The following is a 21,974-nucleotide window of genomic DNA, read 5'->3' as shown; positions in this document are numbered from 1 at the left end:
CACCTAAGGGGGGAACGGCTTGGAAGGCCCCCTATGACGCAGCACTACGCCCCCCCCGGCCCGATTGGCTTCGGCGGCGCCCCGCTCGGCAACATGTTCGAGATCGTGTCCGATCCCGACGCCGAGGCGACCCTCAACGCCGCCTGGGACGCCGGCATCCGCTACTTCGACACCGCCCCGGAATACGGCCCCGGCATTTCCGAGCACCGCTTCGGCCATGTCCTCCGGAACAAGCCGCGGGACGAGTATGTTCTCTCCACCAAGGTCGGCCGGCTGCTGCGCGCCGATGCGACGAAGGGCGGCAAGCACGGCCCCTTCGTCGCCGGCCTGCCCTTCCGCGTGGACTACGACTACACCGCCGACGGCGTGCGCCGCTCCATCGAGGACAGCCTGCAGCGCCTGGGCATCGCACGCATCGACGTGGCCTATATCCACGACTGCGCGGAGGACGCGCATGGCGACCGCTGGCTGGAAGTGTTCGACATTGCCATGAAGGGGGCGGCCGTGGCGCTGACGCGGCTGCGCGAGGAAGGCGTGATCCGTGCCTGGGGCCTCGGCGTGAACCGGGTGGAGCCCTGCGTCATGGCGCTGGAGCAGGCGGACCCGGACGTGTTCCTGCTCGCCGGCCGCTACTCCCTGCTGAACCAGCCGGCGCTGGAGACGCTCTTCCCGCGCTGCGAGGAGCGGGGCGTGCATGTGGTGGTCGGCGGTCCCTACAATTCCGGCCTCATCGCCGGTGGCAGCACCTTCGAGTACCAGACCGCATCCTCCGACAAGGTGCAGGCGCGGGACCGGCTGGCGGCCATCGCGCAGAGGCATGGCGTGGACCTGCGGGCGGCGGCGCTGCAGTTCTGCGCGGCGCATCCGGTCGTGGCCTCGGTCATTCCCGGCACGAAGAAGCCGGAACGCGTGCGCGAGAACCTGGAGCTGATGCGCCAGCCCATCCCGTCCGACTTCTGGGCGGAGCTGAAGCGCGAGAAGGTCCTGCCGGAGAACGCACCGACCCCCGCGTGATCCATCCTGGCCCGGGGAGCCTAGGTACCCCGGGCCAGCGCCGCCTCCAGCGCGGCCAAATCCTTCGGCGCATTGGCATTCAGGAACGGCTCCCCCGCCCATTCCACCACGGTGCAGCCCTGCCTCTGCGCCCAGCGGCTGACCTTTCCCTCGCCTGATGCGATCGCCGCGCGCAGGTGGTCCCGCAGTGACGCCGGCCAGAGCGCGACCGGCGGGTGCGCCCGCCCTTCGGAGGCCGCGCAGGCGATCGGCGCCGCGGCTTCCAGCAGCCGCGCGGCGAGGTCCGATGGAACCAGCGGCGTGTCGCCGGGCACCGTGAGCACCATTTCCAGCCCGAGTGACGCGGCGTGCTGCATCCCCGCCAGCACGCCGGCAAGCGGGCCGGGATAGTCGGGCAGGGAGTCCGGGAGGACGGGCACTTCCGGCGCCAGATCCGCGAAGCGCGACGGGTCGCCGTTCGCGCTGATCGCCAGCGCCGCGACCTGCGGCGCCAGCCTATCCAGCAGGATCGAGAGCATCGGCCGCCCGCCCAGCGGCAGCAGCGCCTTGTCCCCGCCCCCCATGCGCCGCGCCAGGCCGCCGGCCAGCACGACCCCGAGGATTCCAGGGCCGGGGAGGCCGGGCCTAGTCCCGCCCACGCAGCGCCAGGGGCCGCATGAGAAAGGCGCTGCCCCAGCCCCAGGCTGCCCCGATCAAGGGCAGAACCCAGGCCGGTGTGGCGGCGGGCAGGCGCTGCGGCAGCAGGTAGGCCGCAGCCACGCCGAGCACCGCGCCCGTCAGCAGATCCGCGAAGGGCAGCAGCCGCAGCACCAGCCCGATGATGAAGCCGCCCAGCGCGCCCCAGAGCACGAACCACCACACCCAGGGCAGGCCGTGCGTGCCCACTGTCTGGATGTAGGCGGCCAGCGGCATCACCTTGAAGAGGTGATGCAGCAGGAACAGCGTCGAGTCGCGAAAGACGATGACGGAGACCGCGCCGCAGGGCGCCCCGAACAGCAGCGCCCTGCGGAAATCCTCGATCACGGGATCAGGCCTGGGCGCGTTCCGCCACGCACTCGCGCAGCGCCTCGGCCATCTTGTCCATGCCCTCGTTCACCAGCGCGTCGGAGGTGGTGAGCGGGCAGAGGAAGCGGATCACGTTCGCCCGCACGCCGCAGGAGAGCAGGACCAGCCCCTTTTCCGCCGCGCGCGCCACCAGCGCGCGGGTCAGGTCCGGGTCCGGCTTGTCGGCGTTCCCGTCGGCCACCAGCTCCATCGCGACCATGCCGCCCACCTGGCGGATGTCGCCGATGATGCCCTTCAGGGAGTTGCTGTTCTGCAGCTCCTTGATGCGGGAGACGATGAGGTCGCCGATGGAGTTGGCGCGCTCGATGAGGCCCTCCTCCTCGATCACGTCCAGCACCGCATTGGCCGCGGCGCAGCCGAGCGGGGAGCCGCCATAGGTGCCGCCGAGGCCGCCGACATTCGGAGCGTCCATGATCTCGGCGGTGCCGGAGACGGCGGAGAGCGGGAAGCCGCCGGCGAGGGACTTCGCCATTGTCACCAGGTCGGCCTTTACCCCGGTATGCTCCATGGCGAACATCTTGCCGGTGCGGGCGAAGCCGGTCTGCACCTCGTCCGCGATCAGCAGGATGCCGTACTTGTCGGCGATGCTGCGCAGGCCCTGCATCAGCTCAGGCTGCGCCTGGTAGAAGCCGCCCTCGCCCTGCACGGGCTCGATGATGAAGGCCGCGATGCGGTTCGGGTCGATGTCGGACTTGAACAGCGTCTCGATGGCGTCCAGCGTCTGCGCCACTTCCTTGCCGTGATAGGCCACGGGGAAGGGCAGGTGGTAGATGTCGGCCGGCATGGGGCCGAAGCCCACCTTGTAGGGCACCACCTTGCCCGTCAGGGCCATGCCGAGCAGCGTGCGGCCGTGGAAGGCGCCGGAGAAGGCGATCACGCCCGGGCGGCCCGTATGGGCGCGGGCGATCTTCACCGCGTTCTCCACCGCCTCGGCGCCGGTGGTCAGGAAGATGGTCTTGGCGGTGCCGCGGACCGGCGCGATGGCGTTCAGCCGCTCCGCGAGGCGGATGTAGCTCTCATAGGGCGTCACCTGGACGCAGGTGTGGGAGAAGTTCTCCAGCTGCGCCTGCACGGCGGCCTTCACCTTCGGGTGCAGGTGGCCGGTGTTCAGCACGGCGATGCCGCCGCCGAAGTCGATGTAGCGCTTGCCCTCGACATCCGTGATCTCGGAGCCCTGCGCCTTGGCGGCATAGACAGGGAGGGAGATGCCGAGGCCGCGCGGCACGGCCGCCTCGCGCCGCTTCTGCAGGGCGGCGTTGGTCGGGCCCTCCGGGATGTCGGCCGTCGTCTCGCCGGAAATCGTGGTGCCCATGGTTCCAATGCCCCTCGCGCGCGGAGGCCGGAAATTGCGCCGGGGAGACCTCCGGGGCAAGGCTGAAGGCGCCCCGCCCGGCGGGATTTCCGCTGTATTCCCCGTGAGAACGCTCGCCTTTTCGAACGGCGCGGCCCCGCCCCGGCTTGCGGCGGCCGCCCGCCGCGCGCAACTTGCGCCCCGCCTGAAGGGGGAGTCGAAGCCGGTGAACGGTGCCCAGAGCCTTGTCCATACCCTGCTGAAATCCGGCGTGGACACCTGCTTCGCCAATCCCGGCACCAGCGAGATGCACTTCGTGGCGGCGCTGGACACCATCCCCGGCATGCGCTGCGTCCTCGGCCTGCAGGAGAACGTGGTGACCGGCATGGCGGACGGGTATTTCCGCCTTGCCGGGAAGCCGGCCTGCACCCTGCTGCACTGCGGCCCCGGCCTGTCCAATGGACTGGGCAATCTGCACAACGCGCGGCGGGCCCGCAGCGGGATCGTCAACATCGTGGGCGACCAGGCCACCTACCACCGGCCCTTCGACGCCCAGTTGACGGCCGATACGGAGGGCTGGGCCCGGCCCGTTTCTGCCTGGGTCCGCACCACAACGAAATCCGCCGATGTCGGGCGGGACGCCGCCGTGGCCGTGCAGGAAGCGCGGACCGCACCGGGCGGCATCGCCACTCTGATCCTTCCCTCCGACGCCTCCTGGGACGAGGGCGGGTTGGTGGCGGAGGCGCTGCCGGTCCCGGCCGCCGTCGCGCCGGATCCGGCGACGATCGGGAAGGTCGCCAAGCTCCTCCGCGAGAAGCGGAATGTCCTGATCCTCCTCGGCGGCCCCGCGCTCTGCGCGGAGAACCAGGCCCTGGCCTGGCGCATCGCCCAGGCCTCCGGCGCCAAGCTGCTGGCGGAGGGCTCCAACGCCCGCATCGCCCGCGGGCGGGGGCGGCCGCAGCTGGACCGGGTGCCCTATGTCGGTGAGGTCGCCCGCAAGGCCCTTGCGTCCCTCGAGCACATCGTTCTCGTGAACGCGAAGCCGCCCGTCTCCTTCTTTGCCTATCCCGGGAAGCCGTCCTTCCATAACCGGGAGGACGCGGTGTTCCATGTCCTGACCCGGCTGGAGGGCGATGCCGGGGCCGCGCTCGCCGCCCTGGCGGACGAGATGGGCGCCCCGGAGGCCGCCATCCCCGATCCCGGTCCCCGCCCGGAGGCCCCGCGCGGTGCCCCGAGCCCGGAGGGCGTCGCGAACGTCGTCGCCGCCCTGATGCCCGAGAACGCCATCATCTCCGACGAGAGCGTCTCCTACGGCCGCGGCTTCTTCCCGCTGACCCATGTCGCCCCGCCGCATGACTGGCTCCAGCTCACGGGCGGGGCGATCGGCGACGGCATGCCCGTGGCGACCGGGGCCGCGATCGGGTCCGGGGGGCAGCGCCGGACCATCAGCCTCCAGGCCGACGGCTCGGCCATGTACAGCCTGCAGTCGCTCTGGACGCAGGCGCGGGAAAAGCTGCCGGTCACGACGATTATCCTCTCGAACCGCAAGTACCAGATTCTCATCGGGGAATATGCGGGTGTCGGGGCCAATCCCGGCCCAACGGCGATGAACATGCTTGATCTGGGGAATCCGGACCTCAACTGGGTGAAGATCGCCGAGGGCATGGGCGTGGAGGCCGCGCAGGCCACCACCCTGGAGACCCTGGCCGACCTCCTCGCCCAGAGCATGAGCCGCCCTGGGCCCTTCCTCATCGAACTCGTCATCTGACGGAGACGCAGACCATGGCCGAATACCCGAAGGTTCAGCTTCACATTGACGGCGAGTGGCGCGACGCGCGCTCCGGCAAGACGATCGAGATCATCAATCCCGCCACCGAGGAGGTGATCGGTACGGTCGCCCATGCCGAGAAGGTGGATCTGGACGAGGCGCTGGCGGCCGCGCAGCGCGGCTTCGAGGTGTGGCGCAAGACCTCGGTCTTCGACCGCTACAAGATGATGCGCAAGGCCGCCGACATCCTCCGCGGCCGCGCGGATTCCATCGCCGCCATGATGACGGCCGAGCAGGGCAAGCCCCTCGGCGAGGCGAAGATGGAGACGCTGGCCGCCGGCGACATCATCGACTGGATGGCCGAGGAAGGCCGCCGTGCCTATGGCCGCGTGATCCCGGCGCGGGCCGAGGGCGTCTACCAGCTCTCCCTGCGCGAGCCGGTCGGCCCCGTCGCCGCCTTCACGCCCTGGAACTTCCCGATCAACCAGGTGGTCCGCAAGCTCTCCGCGGCGCTGGCCACGGGCTGCTCCATCATCGTGAAGGCGCCGGAGGAGACCCCGGCCTCCCCCGCCGAGCTGATCCGCGCCTTCATCGACGCGGGCGTGCCGAAGGGCGTGGTGCAGCTGGTCTATGGCGTGCCCGCCGAGATCAGCAGCTACCTCATCCCGCACCCGGTCATCCGCAAGATCACCTTCACGGGCTCCACCCCCGTGGGCAAGATGCTCGCCGGCCTCGCGGGCCAGCACATGAAGCGCGCCACGATGGAGCTGGGCGGCCATGCCCCGGCGATCGTCTTCGACGACGCCGATGTCCAGAAGGCCGCGAAGACCCTCGCCACCGCCAAGTTCCGCAACGCCGGCCAGGTCTGCGTCTCGCCCACGCGCTTCCTGGTGCAGGAGCGCAGCTTCGACGAGTTCCTGGAGACCTTCACCGCCACGGCCAAGGCCATCAAGGTCGGCAACGGCATGGACGAGGGCGTGACGATGGGCCCGCTCGCCAATGACCGGCGCGTGCCCTCCATCGAGGCGCTGGTGCAGGATGCGGTCGGCCGGGGCGCGAAGCTGCAGACGGGCGGCAACCGGATCGGCAACAAGGGCTACTTCTACGAGCCTACGGTCATCTCCGACCTGCCGCTGGATTCCCGCGCGATGAACGAGGAGCCCTTCGGTCCGCTCGCCCTGGTGAACCGCTTCTCGGACCTGGACGAGGTGGTGAGCGAATCCAACCGCCTGCCCTTCGGCCTCGCCGCCTATGCCTTCACCGGCTCCGCCACCACGGCCCAGGCGATCGGCGCGCGGGTGGAGACGGGGATGATGACGATCAACCATCTCGGCCTGGCGCTGCCCGAGGTTCCCTTCGGCGGCGTGAAGGACAGCGGCTACGGCAGCGAGGGCGGGTCGGAGGCGCTCGAGGCCTATCTCGTTACGAAGTTCGTGACGCAGGCGGGTCTCTGAGCCCGAGGGGCGGGACGGGGTTTCCCGGCCCGCCCCGGCCGAACGTCTGACGGGCGGCGCGTCGAAGTTCATTACGAAGAGCGATCAGGTTGGGCGAAAGCGCCGGATAAGGTCCTAAATAAACGCAAGTTTTTCCGCCGGCACGCGCCTTGCCAGTACGCCCCTACCCGCCGGCAAAAGGCGGGAATGGGAGAACGATCATGCGGTCATTCAAACAAGCCCTGATGGTGGGCATCGCGCTCACCGCACTGGCAGCCGGAGGCGCCCAGGCCGCTTCCTACTCGGTCTCGGTCATCACCGGCCTGTCGGGCGGCAGCGGCTTCGACACGCTGAGCACCCCGCCGGCCTTTTCGGGATCGACGGCCTCGGCCAGCTTCACCTACAACGGCAGTCTGAGCTTCAACAACTCGGCGCCGCAGAACAACCCGTCCAACCCGCCGGGCGACCTGAACAGCTCCTTCGGCTTCAGCGCCGCCAATGTTTCGGCTTATTCGGGCAGTGGCACCGTGACCTACCAGGGCACGCAGGTCGCCAATTTCGGGACGCTGGCGGGCTTCCTGTCTTCCAGCGGCAGCGTCGCCGGCTATGGCTACGGCTCGTGGTACAACATCTCGCTCGGCAATCTTGCCGCCGGCACCAGCCTGACCATCACCCATGACGACGGTATCAGCCTATACCGGAACGGCACCCGTGTCGCCGGCGGCGTCAGCGGCCCCACCAGCGTCGTGACGGACACCTTCAACAACCTCGCCGCCGGCACCTACACGCTCTACTACAGCCGGCAGAACGGCACGCCCTCCGTCCTTCAGGTGGCCGTGCCGGAGCCTGCGTCGCTGGCGCTCTTCGGCGCCGGCCTGCTCGGCCTCGGTTATGTCCGCCGTCGCCGGACCGACAAGGCGGCCTGATCGGCGGCCCGACGAGCCGGGGAGGTCCTGCCTCCCCGGCTCAAGCGCCCCAATCCAGTGGCGGGGCGTAGCGCACGGAGACGAAGCATAGCCCGTCCGCCGGTGCCGTCTGCCCGGCGCGCCCACGGTCCCGTGTATCCAGCACCTGCCGGGGCCAGTTCACCGGGCGCAGCCCGCGCCCCACCTGGGCCAGCGTGCCGACCATGTTCCTGACCTGGTGGTGCAGGAAGCTCCGCGCCTCCACCCGCACCACGACCTCCTCTCCCTCGCGCGAGACGTCCAGCCGGTCCAGCGTCCGGAGCGCGTCCTTCGCCTGGCAGGCGGCGGCGCGGAAGGCGGAGAAGTCGTGGTAGCCCAGCAGGCCCTGCGCCGCCGCGTGCATCGCCGCCGCGTCCAGCCGCTGCGGCACGTGCCAGACCCGACCGAGATCCAGCCCCGGGCGGGCGCGGCGGTTCAGGATCCGGTAGCGGTAGGATCGGTGCACGGCGGAGAAGCGGGCACTCCAGTCCTCGGGCGGCCGCGTGACGGAGAGCACGGAGATGGGGTGCGGCCGCGAGCGGGTGTTCAGCGCCTCCCGCACCCGTTCCACCGGCAGGTCGGCGGAAAGATCGACCTGTGCGACCTGCCCCTCGGCGTGAACCCCGGCATCGGTGCGCCCGGCGGCGCCGATCACCGGCTCGATGCCCCCGTTCAGCGGCGCCGCGGCCTCCTCCAGCACCTGCTGGACGGACAGACCGTCCTTCTGGCGTTGCCAGCCGACGAAGGGTGTCCCGTCATACTCGATCAACAGGGCGTAGCGCGGCATCTCAGCCGAGAGCCGTTCCGGGCGGCACCGGGGTGCCCCGCAGGAAGTCGGGGGCGGCCATGGCCGCCTTGCCGGCGCGCTGCACGCGCGTCAGCCGCAGCGCGCCTTCGCCGCAGGCGACCAGCAGCGCGTCGTCCAGCACCGTGCCCGGCGCGCCATGCCCTTCCGCCGGCTCCGCGGCCAGGACCCGCAGGACCTCGCCGTTCCAGGCGGTGAAGGCGCCAGGCCAGGGATTCATCGCCCGCACCCGCCGGTCCAGCGCCAAACCCGGCTCCGACCAGTCCAGCCGCCCGTCCTCCTTGCCGAGCTTCGGCGCATAGGCCGCGCCTTCCTCGGGCTGCGGGACGGGGGAGGGGGCCTCCTCCAGCGCGCGAAGGATAAGGCGCGCGCCCATGTCGGACAGCGCGTCGTGCACTTCCGGCGTCGTCGCGCGCGGCCCGAGGGGCAGGGTCTCCCGCAGCAGCATCGGGCCGGTGTCCAGCCCTTCGTCCATCCGCATGATGGTGATGCCCGTCTCCGCATCGCCCGCCAGCACGGCGGCCTGGATCGGGGCGGCCCCGCGCCAGCGTGGCAGCAGGCTGGCATGGATGTTCAGGCATCCCAGGCGGGGGGCGTCCAGCATCGGCTTCGGCAGGATCAGGCCGTAGGCGGCGACGACGGCGGCGTCCAGGTCCAGGGCGGCGAAGGCCTCGTGCTCGGCCATGTCCTTGCGGACGCGCGCAGGCGTCCGGACGGGCAGACCCAGATCCAGTGCGGCCTGGTGCACGGGGCAGGGCGTCTCCCGCTGCCCGCGCCCGGCCGGGCGGGGCGGCTGGGCGTAGACCATGGCGATCTCGTGCCCCGCGGCGTGAAGCGCCCGCAGCGCCGGCACGGAAAAGCCCGGGCTGCCCATGAAGGCAAGGCGCAGCTTCCCGGTGGAGGGAGTGCTCACATCGCCTCCCGCGCCTTGAGCTTCTGCTCCTTCAGGAACTTCTTGAGCAGCATGTTCCGCTTCAGCGCGCTGAGGTGGTCGGTGAACATCACGCCGTCCAGGTGGTCGATCTCGTGCTGCAGGCAGGTGGCCAGCAGCCCGTCGGCCTCCACCTCGCGCCGGGTGCCATCCAGCTCGCGCCAGCGGGCCTTCACCCGCGCCGGGCGCTCCACGTCGGCGTAGAGGCCGGGGATGGAGAGGCAGCCTTCCTCCCGCACCGCACGCTGCTCGCTCTCGGCCACGATCTCGGGGTTCACCAGGACCATGGGGGCCGGCGGCTCCCCCTCCCGCGCCACGTCGATCACGACGAGCCGGAGGCCCTCGCCCACCTGGGGCGCGGCCAGGCCTATGCCGGGGGCCTTGTACATGGTGGCGAGCATGCGGGATCCGAGGTCGCGCACCCGGTCACCGTCGCCTTCGCCCACGGCACGGGCCTTGGCGCGGAGGATCGGCGCGGGGTGGAGCAGGATGGGGAGGAGGAGAGCATCGTCGGTCATGGCGTGGGCGTCATGTAGGGCCGATCCCGGCGGAGTGGAATTGCGGGAAGGCCGGAAGGCTGGCATCCCGGCCCAGCTGGATGTTGCGAGCCGTTCGCAGGCGTGCGATGCAGCCTGCCATGCCCGCCTCATCCCGCGGCGCCCCGGCCCGGCGCCGCAGCATCACCTTCACCGAACTCACTGCCGCTTCCCCCGAATCTCTGGCGGCCGCCTTCGCCGCCCCGCCGGAGGAGGCGGCGCCCTGGGTGGAGGCCGCGGCCCGCTACGGGATCGCGGGCGCGCAGACCCGCTGGGGGCAGATGCTGCTGGAGGGACTGGGCGTTCCGAAGGACGAGCGCGCCGCCCTGGCCTGGTTCAAGGCTGCGGCGGGCGCCGGCGATGCGGAGGGCATGACGATGCTCGGCCGTTGCCACGAGCTGGGATGGGGAACGCCGGTGGACTACGCGGCGGCGGTCTACCATTTCCGCCGCTCGGCCGAGTTGGGCTTCGACTGGGGGCAGTATAACCTCGCGAACATGCTGATGCGCGGCGACGGGGTGGCGCGGGACCGCGATGCGGCGCTGCGCTGGTACCGCGCCGCCGCGGCGCAGGGGCATGCGAAGTCCATCAACGTGGTCGCACGCGCCATGGAGGAGGGCTGGGACGCGCCGCCTGATCCGGCGGGCGCCGTGCGGCTCTACCGCCTCTCCGCCGAGCGCGGCGACTTCCGCGGGCAGTTCAACCTGGGAACCCTGTTGACGGATGAGGGGCAGATCGCGGAGGCGGTGCACTGGTTCCGGGCGTCGGCGCGGCTCGCCAACGCCACTTTCCGGCGCTCCATGCTGACCCGGCTCGCGGAGCGGCAGGAGCCGGAGATCCGGGCTGTGCTCGCTGAGGTGGAGGCGATGCTGGCGGCGGCTTGAGGCACATCCGCACCGCGCCGCTACCCGCCTGGCCGGGGTTAACGGCTTGCAACTTCGCCCTTCCTTGCCAATATTTGGGCTCTCGGGACGGTGCCTCCATGGGCCGTTCCCAGTGGCCTCGCTTCGTCAAGGATGCCGCCCTATGTCGCGCTCGCCGGTCTTCGGATCGCCGTTGTTCCTGGGCTTCGATCACCTCGAGCAGATGCTCGACCGCGTGCAGAAGAGCTCGGATGGTTACCCGCCCTACAACATCGAGCAGATCGCCGCCGATCGGCTGCGGATCACCCTCGCCGTCGCCGGCTTCGCCATGGACGACCTGCAGATCACGCAGGAGGACAACCAGCTGGTGATCCGCGGGCGGCAGAAGGATGATGCCGACGGCCGGATCTTCCTGCACCGCGGAATCGCCGCCCGCCAGTTCCAGCGGGCCTTCGTGATCGCGGAGGGCATCGAGATCGAGGGCGCCTGGCTCGACAACGGCCTGTTGCACGTTGAATTGCGGCGTCCGCAACCCGAGGTCCGTGTCAGGACCATTCAGATCAACGGCCGCACCCGCCCCATGGTGGACGGAGAGGCCTGAGGCCCGACGGCCCCGGCTAACCTTCCCCGCCCGAAGCGTATCGCCGAACCGGGATGCGCGACGGGCGTTATCAGCCTGCAGGCCATTCCGGCTGCGGGCGAGGAGCAGAGTGATGAACCCGACCCCGAACACCACCCTTCGCAACCTGTCGTCCGTGGACTGGGCGCAGTTTGGCGCGCAGGAGATGGCCTATATCCGCCCGGTGACCGTGAACGGCACCCAGGCTGTCGCCATCCATGCCGCCGACGGAACCCCGATCGGTGCGGCCCCGACCGAGGCGCTGGCGATTGCCGCCATCCTCCAGCATGAGATGGCGCCGGTCCTCGTGCACTGAGGCGCGTGGGCGCTGCGATCTGGCGCTTGGTGGCTAAACCGGACCAGGGAGCCGGCCTTCGGGCCCGCTCCCGCCAGGCCTCGGGCGTCTTTTCCATCGGGGAGAGCGCAATCATTCGATTACAGATGGTGCCGCATCCCCGGAGGCGGCCCTGATCTCGGCCGCTCGTGACCTTGAGCACCGCCGGCTCGCTAATTCGTACGAATCTGCAACATTACGGGTGGCTTCGTGCCGCTGCGGCTGTAAGTTGTCCTGCCTTTCCGAACTCTCTTGGGATGCGGGGTAATGATGGGCTCTCAGCACCCTGTCGTACTGACATTTCAAAGCATGGACACGGTGGTGGATTCCGCCGTCCGGTCGGTCCTGAGCGAGGTGCCGCCTGAGAGGCGGCGCGAGATGATAAGGCGGCTGCGCCGGGAATTGCAGCGATGCCTGACCGAGGCGCCGGTCAGCGGCGGGGCGGTGGCGGACCTGAAGGTTCGGTCCCAGCTTGCCGCGAGCTTCAGCCGCCATTTCGGCCCCCTCGACGAGGGCGACTGAGCCTCGCCGACGCGGACGTGATGCCGGGACGGATGCCCTTCAGTTCCCCAGCACCGCCGCACACCCGCCACGATAGACGGCCAGAACGGCCTCCTGCCCGAAGCGGCGCCGGTAGGCCGCGGCGATGGGCCTCGTTCGGCTGCCCGCCTCCTCGAGTGTCGTGTCGGGAACCACCAGCCAGAGGAGCTTCGACGGCTCGCGGGCCGTGCGGCCATCGCGCCCGCGCCACTGGCCCATGGCATCGAAGGATGTCAGGCCGTCCGGAAAGCGGGGCGTGACCTCCTCCGCCAGGAAAGCGTCCCAGTCGGGGTCGGTGACACGGAGCGAGCCGGCCGGGCCGTTGCGCCCGAAGGCGAGCTCCGCGACGGCGGCGGGGGCGGTTCCGGCGGGGCAGGCGGGCGGGGCTCCACCCGCCTGGCACGCGGCCAGCTGCAGAATGGCCGGGAGCAGCAGGGCTGCCAGGCCCCTCATGCCGTGGCGAGGACGACGACGCCGGCGCTGATCAGGGCGATGGCGGCGATCTTCTGCGCGCCCAGGGCCTCGCCGAAGGCGAAGTGGCCAATCAGCACGGCCACGACGTAGGAGGCCGCGGTGCAGGGTAGGGCGACGGACATCGGGATTTTCCGAAGCGCCACGATGTAGAGCAGCGCCGCGCCGCCGTAGAAGCCGAGGCCGAGGATCGTCTGCGGCCGGAAGAGCTGGGCGATGAAGCCGCCCTCCGCCACCGCGCCGGACTTCAGCAGGACCTGCCCGGCCAGCGAGGTGAGGATGGCGGCCGCCAGCATCATCCAGTGCAGGGTCATGCCGCGTCCTCCACCCGGGCTTCCGCCGCGGGGCGGGCGCGCACCACGTCGCGCACCACGCCCTGGGGCGTGCCGTTCGCGGAGAGGAAGGCGCGGCCGACATATTCGCCGAGCACGCCGAGGATGAGGAACTGCACGCCGGAGATCAGCAGCGTCACCGTCATGGTGGAGGCCCAGCCGGAGGGCGGGTCGCCCGTCAGCGCCTCCGCGATCACGAAAAGGGCCGCGACGACGCCGAGCACGCCCATGGCGGCGCCCGCGAAGACGGCGAGGCGCACGGGCAGCAGGGAGAAGTTGGTCGCCAGGTTCAGCCAGAGCCGCACGAGGCGCCGCAGCGTGTAGTTGCTGTGCCCTTCGACGCGCTTGAGGTGGCGCACCTCGATGGAGGCGATGCGCTGCGTCACCTGCATGATCAGGCCGTCGATATAGGGGTAGGGGCCGGCGTAGCGCGTGATCTCCCGAACCACCAGCGCCGACATGCAGCGGAAGGAGGAGAGGTAGAGGCCCTTTGGCTTGTCGATCAGCAGGTCCGCCACGCCGTTGGCAAAGCGGCTGCCGAGGTTGCGCCAGCCCTCGTGCTCCTTCACCGCGTAGCGGGTGTAGACCACGTCGTAGTTGCCGAGGCGGGCGTGGTCGTAGAGCTTGATCACCTCCTCCGGCGGGTTCTGCAGGTCGTCGTCCATCGTGATGACGTAGCTGCCGCGCGCGACGCGGAGGCCGGACATGACCGCGTTGTGTTCCCCGAAGTTCCGGGCGTGCTCGACATAGGTGAGGGGCACGGTGGCAGTCTCGGCCAGCCGCCGGCAGACCTCGCCGGAGTTGTCGGGCGAGCCGTCGTTCACCAGCACGATCTCGATCCCGCCTTCCGGCCGCAGCTCGGACAGGGCGGCGACGAGGGTGCCGATCGTTGCCGCGCCCCGATAGACGGGAACAACGATGGAGAGGCCGACCGTCTCGGCGAAGGGAGCGACGCTGGGCATGGGGCCTTCCTGGTTCCGCGTGGCGGGCAAGTTCCCGGCGGGATCTGTCCATTCAGTTGGGTGAACGAATGCGCCGGGAGAATGGCGCATCAGGGGCGAGTTGCGGCAACTAGCACGGACCCGCCGGCTGGGAACGAGATGGGAAGGCGGCGCTCGGCCTCTGTCGCGCCGTGCAGAACGCGGTCGAGCCAGCGCGGAAACTCCGCCACGTCGCTCGCATGGTCGTCCCCCCGGGCCAGGACCTTCCGCTGGAGAACCATGAGCGGGAGGAGGAGGCTGTTCCAGTACCCGGCCGAGACCTCGGCGAAGCCGGCCCCGCGCAGGAGCCGGGCGGCGGAGGAGGCGGTGTAGCGGCGGGCGGTGTGCACCCGCCGGTCATGGGCGGAGTGAAGCCAGGCATAGGCGGGCAGGTTCAGCACCAGCGTGGCGCCGGGTGCAAGCACGCGGTGGAGTTCCGCCAGCGCGGCCGCCTCATCCACGCCGGCGTGGCAGATCACGTCCACCGAGACGGCGGCGCCGAAGCTGGCATCCGGGAAGGGCAGGGCGTTCACCGTGCCGCCGGTGGCGGGAAGGCCGGACTTGGCGGCCGCGCGGCCGGCGGCGCGGGGGTTGTAGTCCAGCCCGACAGCGCGGCGGGGGCTGGCGTCGGCCAGGCGCCGCAGGAAGCCGCCCGTGCCGCAGCCGGCGTCCAGGACAGGGAGGGCAGGGCGGCCCGGCCGGCGTTCCAGCACGTCGAGGAGGCGGGCGTGGACGGCGCGGTACCACCACATCCTGTCCTCCGCAGCGTCCATCAGGTCGTATTCGGCGTCTTCCAAGCGCGGCTCCACGGGCGGCGGTGCCCGTCGACGAGGAGGGGGTGAGATGGGGCGGGGAGAGGGCTCCGCCCAGGGAAACGAGGCCCGCCGCTTGTGGCAGCGGGCTGCGGCAGGGACAAGGCAGGCCCGCCCAGGGGCTGCCGCAATCCCTCACCATTGTTAAGGGGTTCGGGGGTAGAAGCCCCGTCGGGCGGCCGGCGCCGGTTGCGCCGCCCGCCAAGCCTACCCAGGATGGCCACCCAGCATGCGACCGCAGACCTCTCCGGCATGAACGCTCCGGTTCCCCCCTCCCTACCGGGCCAGGCACCCGGCCTCTCCATCGGGCGTCGCCGGCCGCTGACCTCGCTCGTCACGCCTGCCCTGGCTTCCCGGCTCTGGCGGGCGGCGGCGCTGCTGCCGGCGGCCTTCTTCCTGGCGGTGGTGCTCTCTCCCCCGCTGAACCACGACGTCTCGGCGGTGCTGAACTTCACGCAGCGCTGGATCGCTGGGGAACGGCTGTATTCCGAGCTGATCGACGTCAACCCGCCGCTGATCTTCGTGCTGAACCTCATCCCCGGCTATCTCGCGGAATGGACGCCGCTGGATGGGGTCAGCGCGCTTCTCCTCTGCCTCGTGGGGCTGGCGGGCCTGTGCTGGTGGCTCGTGGCGCGGATGGCGCGGGACATGCCGCTCGGGCCGGTGGAGCGGGCGGCGCTGGGTGCGCTGGTGCCGCTGGCGCTGGTGCTGCCGGGCTACGACTTCGGCCAGCGGGAGGTGCTGATGGGCACCGTCGCTATCCCCTTTGCCGTGCTGGCCGCCCGGCGCATGCTGGGACTGCCCACCGGGCGCCGGATGACCTTCGGGGTTGCGGTGCTGGCGGCGCTGGGCTTCGCGCTGAAGCCGCACTTCCTCGGCGTGCCGCTGCTGGTGGAGGCGGCGGTGCTGCTGCGCGGCGCCGTGGCCGGGGGCATGCCGCGGGCCGTTGCGGCGCTGAAGGACCCGGTGCCCTGGACAATGGCGGGGGTCTGGCTGCTCTACCTTGCCTCCATCCCCGTCTTCTTTCCGGACTTCTTCGGCCACGTCCTGCCGCTGGTCTGGGACTACTACGTCGATCTCGGCGGGCTCTCCGCCTTCAGCGCGCTGATGACGCCGAACATGGCGGTAGCGGCGCTGGCGCTCGCGCTGGTCTCGGGCGTCTGCCTGCTGCGGCGGGGCGGGCCGCTGGTGCTGGCGCTCTGGGCGGCGATGGGCGGGGCCTTTCTCGCGGCCTGGGTGCAGCACAAGGGCTGGACCTATCACGTGGCGCCGACCTTCATGCTGGGCGGGCTGACGGGCGGGCTGATGGCTGCGCGCTGGCTGGACGGCGCCCTGCCGGCCGCGCGCGCCCGGCGGGCGGCGCCGGTCCTCTCCGCCCTGCTGGCGGCCGCGCTGTGCCTGGGCATGGTGCGCGGGGGAGAGGCGCCCTTCCGGGAACTGGAGTTCGAGAGCGCGAAGGCCGGCCGCCTGACGGCCTGGCTGAAGGAGCACGCCTGGAACGAGCGGCTGCTGATCCTGACGCCGGATATCTGGCCGATCTACCCGGCGCTGAACTACGCCCACAGCCAGTCCACGCTGCGCTTCATGAACCTGTGGCTGCTGCAGGGCGTGAACGGCCGCTGCCCCGAGAGCGGGGAGCGCTATCGCGAGCCCTGGGAGATGTCCCGGGCCGAGTTCTTCGTCTATCGCACGGTGGCCGAGGACTTCGCGGCCGCCCCGCCATCGGCGGTGCTGGTGACCCGGCATGTCGGCATTCCCTGGTGCGGGAAGGAGTTCGACTTCATCGAGTATTTCAGCCGCCACCCTCTCTTCGCCGAGGCGTTCCAGCACTACCGGCAGCAGGGCGAGATCGAGGGCTACAAGCTCTACGTCCGAGAGGATTGAGACAGGCATTTGGAAAGCATCGCGGTTGTCCTGATCCTCCTGCTCACCGTGGTGGTGAGCGGGTGGGTGAGCCGGGCCCTTCCGGTTCCCATACCCAGGCCCCTCGTGCAGATCGCCCTCGGCGGGCTGGTGGGGCTGGCCGCTGACCTCCGGGTCGACCTGAATCCGGAGGTCTTCTTCCTCCTCTTCCTCCCGCCGCTGCTGTTCCTCGATGGCTGGCGCATCCCCAAGGAGGAGATGCTGCGGGATGCCGGGACGATCCTGGAGCTGGCACTCGGGCTCGTCGTCTTCACCGTGCTGGGCGTCGGGCTGTTCATCCACTGGCTGGTGCCGGCCATGCCGCTCCCCGTCGCCTTCGCGCTGGCGGCCGTCCTATCCCCCACCGACCCGATCGCCGTCACATCCATCGCCGCGCGCGTGCCCATCCCGAAGCGGCTGATGCATATCCTGGAGGGGGAATCCCTCCTCAACGACGCATCCGGCCTTGTCTGCCTTCGCTTCGCGGTGGCGGCGATGATGACGGGGGCCTTCTCCCTCTATGACGCGGCGCTGAGCTTTCTCTGGGTGGCGCTGGGCGGGATCGGGGTGGGGCTGCTGGTGACGCTCGCCGTCACCCGGGCCAAGACCTGGATCGCCCGCCGCATCGGGGAGGAGGCGGGCACGCAGATCGTCGTCAGCCTCCTCATTCCCTTCGGCTCCTACCTGCTGGCGGAGCACCTGCACTGCTCCGGCATCCTGGCCGCGGTGGCTGCGGGGGTCACGATGAGCTTCGCCGAGGCAAGGGGGCCGGCCGCGGCCTCTACACGCATGCAGCGGGCCACGGTCTGGGACACGATCCAGTTCGTCGCGAACGGCATCATCTTCGTGCTGCTGGGCGAGCAGCTGCCGGGCATCCTCGGCCGTGCGGCGGAGACGGTGGAGCTGACCGGGCACCACGAGCCGATCTGGCTCGTCGGCTACGTGGTGGCCATCAATCTGGCCCTGGCGGCGCTGCGCTTCGCCTGGGTCTGGGTTTCCCTCCGCTTCTTCCTGTTCCGGGCCAACCTGCGGGGAGTGGTGGTGCAGCGGCCGAGCGGGCGGCTGCTCATTGCCACCTCCCTGGCCGGGGTGCGCGGCGCCATCACCCTGGCGGGCATCCTGACCCTTCCGCTCGCCCTGTCGGACGGGGAACCCTTCCCGGCGCGGGACCTGGCGATCCTGCTGGCGATGGGGGTGATCATCCTCTCCCTCGTCACGGCCAGCATCGGTCTGCCCTTGCTGCTGCGCGGGCTGGAGATGCCGCCCGAGCCCGGGCATGCGGATGAGGAGGACCGCGCGCGGGTGGCGGCCGCGGAGGCGGCGATCCGGGCGGTGGAGCGGGCGGAGCACGGGCTGGCGGAGGGCCGGGCCGACGCCTACCTCTATGTCGAGGCGGCTGGACGCGTCATGGACTACTACCGCGCGCGCATCGACCGACGGACCGGCGACGGCGCCGCCGACGGGCTGGCGCGGCGCAGCGAGGCGGCCGAGCGGGCCATGCTGCTCGCCGCGCTGCGGGCCGAGCGCGCGACGATCCAGGACCTCGTCCGCCGCCGCCGGATCGGGACGGAGACGGCGGCGCGGCTGATGCGGGAGGTGGACCTGCTGGAACTGCGCTACGACGGCTGAGGCCGGACCTGTCGGCCATGCCGACTTCGCGGCCCGGGCGCCCTATCGCCGACATGAAAGCGGTTTAAGTTGCCCGCCGGGACCGGGGAGGGGGCAAGGGACGTGGCGTTCGAGGAGTATGTCGGCCGGCAGGAGGAGCGCGAGGACCGCGCGGATTCCCGCTTGGCCGAGGGTATGGCGGCAACGCTGGGGCGCCCGCTGGAAGGGCCGGAATGGCCGGCGCTGTGGCACTGGACCCTGTTCCAGGACTGGCGGATGCCGGACGGGCTGGGGCCGGACGGGCATCCCCGCCGCGGTGGCTTCCTGCCGCCGGTCCATGACCTGCCGCGCCGCATGTGGGCGGGCGGGCGCGTGACCTTCCATGCGCCGGTGCGGACGGGCGACGCCCTGCGGCGCGTCAGCACCATCCTCTCCGTGAAGGAAAAGTCCGGAGGGTCGGGGCGCCTCGTCTTCGTCACCGTCGGGCACGTGCTGCACGGGCCGGGGGGCGTGCTGGTCGAGGAGGAGCAGGACATCGTCTATCGCGGCACCGAGGGGGCGGCGGTGAAAGCCGCCTCCGCCGCGCCGGCCATGGACGGTGCGCTGGAGGCCTCCCTCATCCCGGATCCGGTGATGCTGTTCCGCTACTCCGCGCTGACGGGGAACGGGCACCGCATCCACTACGACCATCCCTATGTTACGGGGGAGGAGGGTTATCCCGGCCTCGTCGTGCACGGTCCGTTGCAGGCGACGCTGCTGGCGCGGCATGCCCTTGACCTGGCAGGCCCCGGCGCGGCGCTGGCGCGCTTTGCCTATCGCGGCAAGCGGCCCTGCTTCGACGGGCGGTGCCTGTTCCTGCTCGGGCGGCGCGACGCGGAGGGCGTGATCCGGCTGGAGACGCGGGACGAGGACGGCGCGACCTGCCAGGAGGCCGAGGCCACCTTTGCCTGAACCTGTCACGGCGCGCCCGGACGACGCGCTGCGCGGCATCGGCTGCGTGGCCGCGGGCTTCGCCATCGTCACCGTCTCCGATGCGGCGGTGAAATGGGTCCTGCCGGAGATCGGGGTGGCGGTGGCGATGATCCTGCGAGGGATCATCGGGACGATCGCCATCCTGCTCCTCACCGGTGCCTGGCGGGCGCCGGGGCGGGTGCGGCCGGTGAACCGGTCCCTGATGCTCTGGCGGTGCCTCCTGCACTGCGTGGTGACGGTGACCTTCTACTTCGCCTGGGTGCGCGGCATGCCGCTGGGGGACAGCTACGCCGTGGCGGCCATGGCGCCGCTGGCCATGACGCTGCTGGCCATCCCGCTTCTGGGGGAGGCGGTGGGGTGGCGCCGATGGCTCTCCACCTTCGCGGGCTTCCTCGGCGTGCTGGTGATGGTGCGGCCGGGCGGCGACCTCTGGCGATGGGAAGCGGGGGTGCTGCTGGCGGGCGTCGGGCTGATGGCGCTGACGCGGCTGTGGATGCGCGTGCTGGCGCGCACGGATCGTCCGGCGGGCGTGACCTTCTGGCTGATGGTGGCGCATGTGCCCGTGGGGATCGCGGTGCTGCCGCTGTTCCCCCCGCTGGGCTGGCCTTCCGCGGGCGGGGTGGTGGCGATCCTGATCCTCGGCTTCGGCAACGCCTGCGCGCATTTCCTGTTCGCCCGGGGCTTCGCGCTGGCGCCGGTGGGTCTGCTGGCGCCCTTCGAGTACTCGACGCTGGTGATGGGCACCGTGGTCGGGCTGCTGGTCTGGGGCGACGTGCCGGCGACGACGACCGTGCTGGGCGCGTCCGTGGTGGTCGCGGCAGGGCTGTACAACCTATACCGGGAGAGGGTGCGGGCGCGGCTGGCGCGCGCGGCGGAGATCGCCGCCCGCCCCGGCCTGGCAGGGGTGGGCTGATGCCGTTGCGGCACGATGCCCGCCGCGGCGCGCTGATGATGCTCGGCGCCACCGCCTGCTTCGCGGTCATGGGCGCCTGCGTGAAGGCGCTGAGCCCGCGATACAGCTTCCTGGAACTGATGTTCTTCCGGAATTTCTTCTCCCTGCCCATCGTGCTGGTGGCGGGGCTGCGGATGGGGGCGCTGCTGCGGACGCGGCGGCTGGTGGGGCATGCCGGGCGGGCCTTCACGGGCATGGTGGCCATGGGCTGCTCCTTCTTCGCGCTGTCGTTCCTGCCGCTCGCGGAGCAGACGGCGCTGAACTACACGCAGCCGCTCTTCGTCATCCTCCTCGCCATCCCCTGGCTGGGGGAGCGGCCAGGGCCGGCGCGCTGGGGTGCGGTGATCATCGGCTTCCTCGGCGTGCTGGCGATCGCGGCGGGCAAGGGGGCGGAACTCGGCGCGGGCACCGGTACCACCGGCGGATCGGGCATGCTGGTGGGCTATCTGACGGCGGCGATGGGCGGGTTCTTCGCCGCGCTCTCCACCATGCTGGTGCGGCAGCTCTCGGCGACGGAGGCGAGCACCACCATCGTGCTCTGGCAGGCCCTGATGATGACGGCGATGACGGGGCTGGCGCTCCCCTTCTTCTGGACCACTCCTTCCTGGCCGGATCTGGGGATGCTGGTGCTGATCGGGGTGATCGGCGGGGTGGGCCAGGTGCTGAATACGGAGGCCTTCGCCAGCGCGCAGGTCTCCTCCCTCGGGCCCTACACCTATACGGGGCTGCTCTGGGCGGCGCTGCTGGGCTGGATGCTCTGGGGCGAGCTGCCCGGCCTGCCTATGCTGGCGGGCAGCGTTCTGATCGTGGGGGCAGGTGTCCTGATCCTCCGCAGCGAGTTCAGGAGGGCGCGATGAACCCTGTGTTCCGGCGTGACGATCCCCTGGTCCCTGGAGAGGTGGAGTGGATCGCGCCGGGCATCCGGCGGGTGATCTGCAACAACCCCGGGCCCTTCACCTTCCGCGGCACCAACACTTACCTCATCGGGCGGGGCGAGGTGGCGGTGCTGGACCCTGGCCCGGTGGATGCGGCACATCTGGATGCCCTGCTGGCAGCGACAGCGGGGGAGCGGGTGACGCGGGTCCTCGTTTCACACACGCACCGGGACCACTCGCCCGGCACGGCGCCGCTGAAGGCGGTGACAGGGGCGGAGACGCTGGGCTTCGGGCCGCACCTGACCCCGCCATCCGAGGGAGAGGGCGGCGACCACGACTTCTCGCCCGACACCCGCCTGGCCGACGGCGCCGTTGTGGAGGGGGAGGGCTGGCGGCTGACGGCGCTGCACACGCCCGGCCATTGCGCAAACCACCTCTGCTTCGCGCTGGAGGCGGATGCGGCGCTGGCGCCGTCGGGGGTGCTGTTCAGCGCGGACCATGTGATGGCCTGGTCCACCAGCATCGTCTCCCCGCCCGATGGCGACATGGCGGATTACATGCGCTCGCTGGACCGGGTGGCGGCGCGCGGCGACAGCCTGCTTTTGCCCGGGCACGGGCCGGCGCAGGACGATCCCGGCACCTATATCGCCGCGCTCATCGCGCATCGGCGGGAGCGGGAGGCGGCGGTGCTTTCGGCACTGCGCGCGGCGCCGGGGCCGGTCTCCGCGACGGAGCTGGTGCGGACGGTCTACGGCTCGTCCCTGGAGGAACGGCTGGTGCCGGCGGCGGCGCGCAGCCTGCTGGCGCACCTGCTGAAGCTGGCGCGGGAAGGGGCGGCGCGGGAGGAGGAAGGGCAGTTCCGGGCGGTGGCCTGAGGATGGCGTTGCGCTACCTTTCACCCTGACCTGGCAGACCGCCTTCGAGGCC

24 protein-coding genes are annotated in these 21,974 nt (G+C 71.0%); 14 read left to right on the top strand and 10 right to left on the bottom strand.

Features of this window, described 5'->3' with window-relative positions; all coding sequences use genetic code 11:
- Nucleotides 1–33: 33 nt before the first annotated feature.
- Nucleotides 34–1,014, top strand: a complete 981-nt coding sequence (locus tag J5Y10_RS06515; RefSeq protein WP_209371975.1) for an aldo/keto reductase — start codon at nucleotides 34–36, stop codon at nucleotides 1,012–1,014.
- Between the two features lie 20 nt (nucleotides 1,015–1,034).
- On the opposite strand, the gene mobA is transcribed toward J5Y10_RS06515, so the two are convergent.
- From mobA to gabT, 3 genes are read right to left on the bottom strand one after another with little or no spacing between them, the layout of a single operon-like run.
- Entirely contained in the window at nucleotides 1,035–1,604 is a 570-nt protein-coding gene (gene mobA, locus J5Y10_RS06510; RefSeq protein ID WP_342452856.1) for a molybdenum cofactor guanylyltransferase MobA, read from the bottom strand.
- 34 nt (nucleotides 1,605–1,638) lie between these two features.
- Entirely contained in the window at nucleotides 1,639–2,037 is a 399-nt protein-coding gene (locus tag J5Y10_RS06505; protein ID WP_209371973.1) for a hypothetical protein, read from the bottom strand.
- Nucleotides 2,038–2,041: 4 nt separating this feature from the next.
- Entirely contained in the window at nucleotides 2,042–3,391 is a 1,350-nt protein-coding gene (gene gabT / locus J5Y10_RS06500) for a 4-aminobutyrate--2-oxoglutarate transaminase (RefSeq protein ID WP_209371971.1), read from the bottom strand.
- A 205-nt stretch (nucleotides 3,392–3,596) separates the two neighbouring features.
- Between gabT and J5Y10_RS06495 the strand changes: the two genes are divergently transcribed.
- From J5Y10_RS06495 to J5Y10_RS06485, 3 genes are all read left to right on the top strand, one after another.
- The gene (locus J5Y10_RS06495) at nucleotides 3,597–5,138 is read left to right on the top strand and encodes an acetolactate synthase large subunit (RefSeq protein ID WP_209371969.1); all 1,542 of its coding nucleotides are present in this window, start codon (nucleotides 3,597–3,599) and stop codon (nucleotides 5,136–5,138) included.
- A 14-nt stretch (nucleotides 5,139–5,152) separates the two neighbouring features.
- Complete coding sequence (locus tag J5Y10_RS06490; RefSeq protein ID WP_209371967.1) at nucleotides 5,153–6,592, top strand: NAD-dependent succinate-semialdehyde dehydrogenase; 1,440 nt, start codon at nucleotides 5,153–5,155, stop codon at nucleotides 6,590–6,592.
- Between the two features lie 200 nt (nucleotides 6,593–6,792).
- Nucleotides 6,793–7,497, top strand: a complete 705-nt coding sequence (locus J5Y10_RS06485) for a PEP-CTERM sorting domain-containing protein (protein ID WP_209371965.1) — start codon at nucleotides 6,793–6,795, stop codon at nucleotides 7,495–7,497.
- Between the two features lie 40 nt (nucleotides 7,498–7,537).
- Here the strand turns inward: J5Y10_RS06485 and truA are convergent, their stop codons facing one another.
- From truA to def, 3 genes are read right to left on the bottom strand one after another with little or no spacing between them, the layout of a single operon-like run.
- A complete protein-coding gene (gene truA / locus J5Y10_RS06480) occupies nucleotides 7,538–8,302 on the bottom strand; it encodes a tRNA pseudouridine(38-40) synthase TruA (protein ID WP_209371963.1) in 765 nt (254 codons plus the stop codon).
- Nucleotide 8,303: 1 nt separating this feature from the next.
- Nucleotides 8,304–9,209, bottom strand: coding sequence for a methionyl-tRNA formyltransferase (gene fmt / locus J5Y10_RS06475; protein ID WP_209372258.1), 906 nt, complete (start codon nucleotides 9,207–9,209; stop codon nucleotides 8,304–8,306).
- A 20-nt stretch (nucleotides 9,210–9,229) separates the two neighbouring features.
- Complete coding sequence (def, locus tag J5Y10_RS06470; RefSeq protein ID WP_209371962.1) at nucleotides 9,230–9,769, bottom strand: peptide deformylase; 540 nt, start codon at nucleotides 9,767–9,769, stop codon at nucleotides 9,230–9,232.
- A gap of 119 nt (nucleotides 9,770–9,888) precedes the next feature.
- Between def and J5Y10_RS06465 the strand changes: the two genes are divergently transcribed.
- The 4 genes from J5Y10_RS06465 (at nucleotide 9,889) to J5Y10_RS06450 (ending at nucleotide 12,125) form a co-directional block, all read left to right on the top strand.
- Nucleotides 9,889–10,671 (top strand): tetratricopeptide repeat protein, encoded by a 783-nt coding sequence (locus J5Y10_RS06465; protein ID WP_209371961.1) that lies wholly within the window; start codon nucleotides 9,889–9,891, stop codon nucleotides 10,669–10,671.
- A 142-nt stretch (nucleotides 10,672–10,813) separates the two neighbouring features.
- Nucleotides 10,814–11,251, top strand: a complete 438-nt coding sequence (locus tag J5Y10_RS06460) for an Hsp20 family protein (RefSeq protein ID WP_209371960.1) — start codon at nucleotides 10,814–10,816, stop codon at nucleotides 11,249–11,251.
- A 112-nt stretch (nucleotides 11,252–11,363) separates the two neighbouring features.
- Complete coding sequence (locus J5Y10_RS06455) at nucleotides 11,364–11,585, top strand: DUF1150 family protein (RefSeq protein WP_209371959.1); 222 nt, start codon at nucleotides 11,364–11,366, stop codon at nucleotides 11,583–11,585.
- A gap of 327 nt (nucleotides 11,586–11,912) precedes the next feature.
- Nucleotides 11,913–12,125 carry a hypothetical protein gene (locus J5Y10_RS06450; protein WP_209371958.1) on the top strand — a complete coding sequence of 71 codons (213 nt, stop codon included), beginning with the start codon at nucleotides 11,913–11,915 and terminating at the stop codon, nucleotides 12,123–12,125.
- A 39-nt stretch (nucleotides 12,126–12,164) separates the two neighbouring features.
- Here J5Y10_RS06450 and J5Y10_RS06445 read toward each other — a convergent pair whose 3' ends face one another.
- From J5Y10_RS06445 to J5Y10_RS06430, 4 genes are all read right to left on the bottom strand, one after another.
- Nucleotides 12,165–12,596: a DUF3574 domain-containing protein gene (locus tag J5Y10_RS06445; protein WP_209371957.1), complete on the bottom strand. Its 432-nt coding sequence runs from the start codon at nucleotides 12,594–12,596 to the stop codon at nucleotides 12,165–12,167.
- Nucleotides 12,593–12,928 (bottom strand): DMT family transporter, encoded by a 336-nt coding sequence (locus tag J5Y10_RS06440; protein ID WP_209371955.1) that lies wholly within the window; start codon nucleotides 12,926–12,928, stop codon nucleotides 12,593–12,595. Before J5Y10_RS06440 ends, J5Y10_RS06445 begins: the two co-directional genes overlap by 4 nt.
- Nucleotides 12,925–13,908: a glycosyltransferase family 2 protein gene (locus J5Y10_RS06435; RefSeq protein WP_209371953.1), complete on the bottom strand. Its 984-nt coding sequence runs from the start codon at nucleotides 13,906–13,908 to the stop codon at nucleotides 12,925–12,927. The genes J5Y10_RS06440 and J5Y10_RS06435 overlap by 4 nt, the downstream gene beginning before the upstream one ends.
- Nucleotides 13,909–13,997: 89 nt before the next feature.
- Entirely contained in the window at nucleotides 13,998–14,723 is a 726-nt protein-coding gene (locus J5Y10_RS06430) for a class I SAM-dependent methyltransferase (protein WP_209371951.1), read from the bottom strand.
- A gap of 267 nt (nucleotides 14,724–14,990) precedes the next feature.
- On the opposite strand from J5Y10_RS06430, the gene J5Y10_RS06425 reads away from it, so the two are divergent.
- The 6 genes from J5Y10_RS06425 to J5Y10_RS06400 all read left to right on the top strand — a co-directional run bounded on the left by J5Y10_RS06425 (nucleotide 14,991) and on the right by J5Y10_RS06400 (nucleotide 21,922).
- A complete protein-coding gene (locus tag J5Y10_RS06425; RefSeq protein WP_209371949.1) occupies nucleotides 14,991–16,622 on the top strand; it encodes a hypothetical protein in 1,632 nt (543 codons plus the stop codon).
- 9 nt (nucleotides 16,623–16,631) lie between these two features.
- Entirely contained in the window at nucleotides 16,632–18,269 is a 1,638-nt protein-coding gene (locus J5Y10_RS06420; RefSeq protein ID WP_209371947.1) for a Na+/H+ antiporter, read from the top strand.
- Between the two features lie 102 nt (nucleotides 18,270–18,371).
- Nucleotides 18,372–19,199 (top strand): HTD2 family dehydratase, encoded by an 828-nt coding sequence (locus tag J5Y10_RS06415; RefSeq protein WP_342452855.1) that lies wholly within the window; start codon nucleotides 18,372–18,374, stop codon nucleotides 19,197–19,199.
- Nucleotides 19,192–20,133 (top strand): DMT family transporter, encoded by a 942-nt coding sequence (locus J5Y10_RS06410; RefSeq protein WP_245214365.1) that lies wholly within the window; start codon nucleotides 19,192–19,194, stop codon nucleotides 20,131–20,133. Before J5Y10_RS06415 ends, J5Y10_RS06410 begins: the two co-directional genes overlap by 8 nt.
- On the top strand, nucleotides 20,133–21,029 hold the full coding sequence (locus J5Y10_RS06405; RefSeq protein ID WP_209371945.1) for a DMT family transporter: 897 nt from the start codon (nucleotides 20,133–20,135) through the stop codon (nucleotides 21,027–21,029). Before J5Y10_RS06410 ends, J5Y10_RS06405 begins: the two co-directional genes overlap by 1 nt.
- Complete coding sequence (locus tag J5Y10_RS06400; RefSeq protein ID WP_209371943.1) at nucleotides 21,026–21,922, top strand: MBL fold metallo-hydrolase; 897 nt, start codon at nucleotides 21,026–21,028, stop codon at nucleotides 21,920–21,922. The genes J5Y10_RS06405 and J5Y10_RS06400 overlap by 4 nt, the downstream gene beginning before the upstream one ends.
- Nucleotides 21,923–21,974 lie beyond the last annotated feature (52 nt).

Source organism: Roseomonas indoligenes (genome assembly GCF_017813365.1).
Taxonomy (GTDB): domain Bacteria; phylum Pseudomonadota; class Alphaproteobacteria; order Acetobacterales; family Acetobacteraceae; genus Roseomonas; species Roseomonas indoligenes.
This window is presented reverse-complemented; position numbering and strand designations above follow the sequence as displayed.

Excerpts from the sequence above, each read along its gene's own strand:
- J5Y10_RS06515 (WP_209371975.1), top strand. The coding sequence starts at position 34 with ATGACGCAGCACTACGCCCCCCCCGGCCCGATTGGCTTCGGCGGCGCC.
- gabT (WP_209371971.1), bottom strand. The coding sequence starts at position 3,391 with ATGGGCACCACGATTTCCGGCGAGACGACGGCCGACATCCCGGAGGGC.
- J5Y10_RS06490 (WP_209371967.1), top strand. The coding sequence starts at position 5,153 with ATGGCCGAATACCCGAAGGTTCAGCTTCACATTGACGGCGAGTGGCGC.
- J5Y10_RS06485 (WP_209371965.1), top strand. The coding sequence starts at position 6,793 with ATGCGGTCATTCAAACAAGCCCTGATGGTGGGCATCGCGCTCACCGCA.
- truA (WP_209371963.1), bottom strand. The coding sequence starts at position 8,302 with ATGCCGCGCTACGCCCTGTTGATCGAGTATGACGGGACACCCTTCGTC.
- def (WP_209371962.1), bottom strand. The coding sequence starts at position 9,769 with ATGACCGACGATGCTCTCCTCCTCCCCATCCTGCTCCACCCCGCGCCG.
- J5Y10_RS06465 (WP_209371961.1), top strand. The coding sequence starts at position 9,889 with ATGCCCGCCTCATCCCGCGGCGCCCCGGCCCGGCGCCGCAGCATCACC.
- J5Y10_RS06460 (WP_209371960.1), top strand. The coding sequence starts at position 10,814 with ATGTCGCGCTCGCCGGTCTTCGGATCGCCGTTGTTCCTGGGCTTCGAT.
- J5Y10_RS06455 (WP_209371959.1), top strand. The coding sequence starts at position 11,364 with ATGAACCCGACCCCGAACACCACCCTTCGCAACCTGTCGTCCGTGGAC.
- J5Y10_RS06450 (WP_209371958.1), top strand. The coding sequence starts at position 11,913 with ATGGACACGGTGGTGGATTCCGCCGTCCGGTCGGTCCTGAGCGAGGTG.
- J5Y10_RS06445 (WP_209371957.1), bottom strand. The coding sequence starts at position 12,596 with ATGAGGGGCCTGGCAGCCCTGCTGCTCCCGGCCATTCTGCAGCTGGCC.
- J5Y10_RS06440 (WP_209371955.1), bottom strand. The coding sequence starts at position 12,928 with ATGACCCTGCACTGGATGATGCTGGCGGCCGCCATCCTCACCTCGCTG.
- J5Y10_RS06435 (WP_209371953.1), bottom strand. The coding sequence starts at position 13,908 with ATGCCCAGCGTCGCTCCCTTCGCCGAGACGGTCGGCCTCTCCATCGTT.
- J5Y10_RS06425 (WP_209371949.1), top strand. The coding sequence starts at position 14,991 with ATGAACGCTCCGGTTCCCCCCTCCCTACCGGGCCAGGCACCCGGCCTC.
- J5Y10_RS06405 (WP_209371945.1), top strand. The coding sequence starts at position 20,133 with ATGCCGTTGCGGCACGATGCCCGCCGCGGCGCGCTGATGATGCTCGGC.
- J5Y10_RS06400 (WP_209371943.1), top strand. The coding sequence starts at position 21,026 with ATGAACCCTGTGTTCCGGCGTGACGATCCCCTGGTCCCTGGAGAGGTG.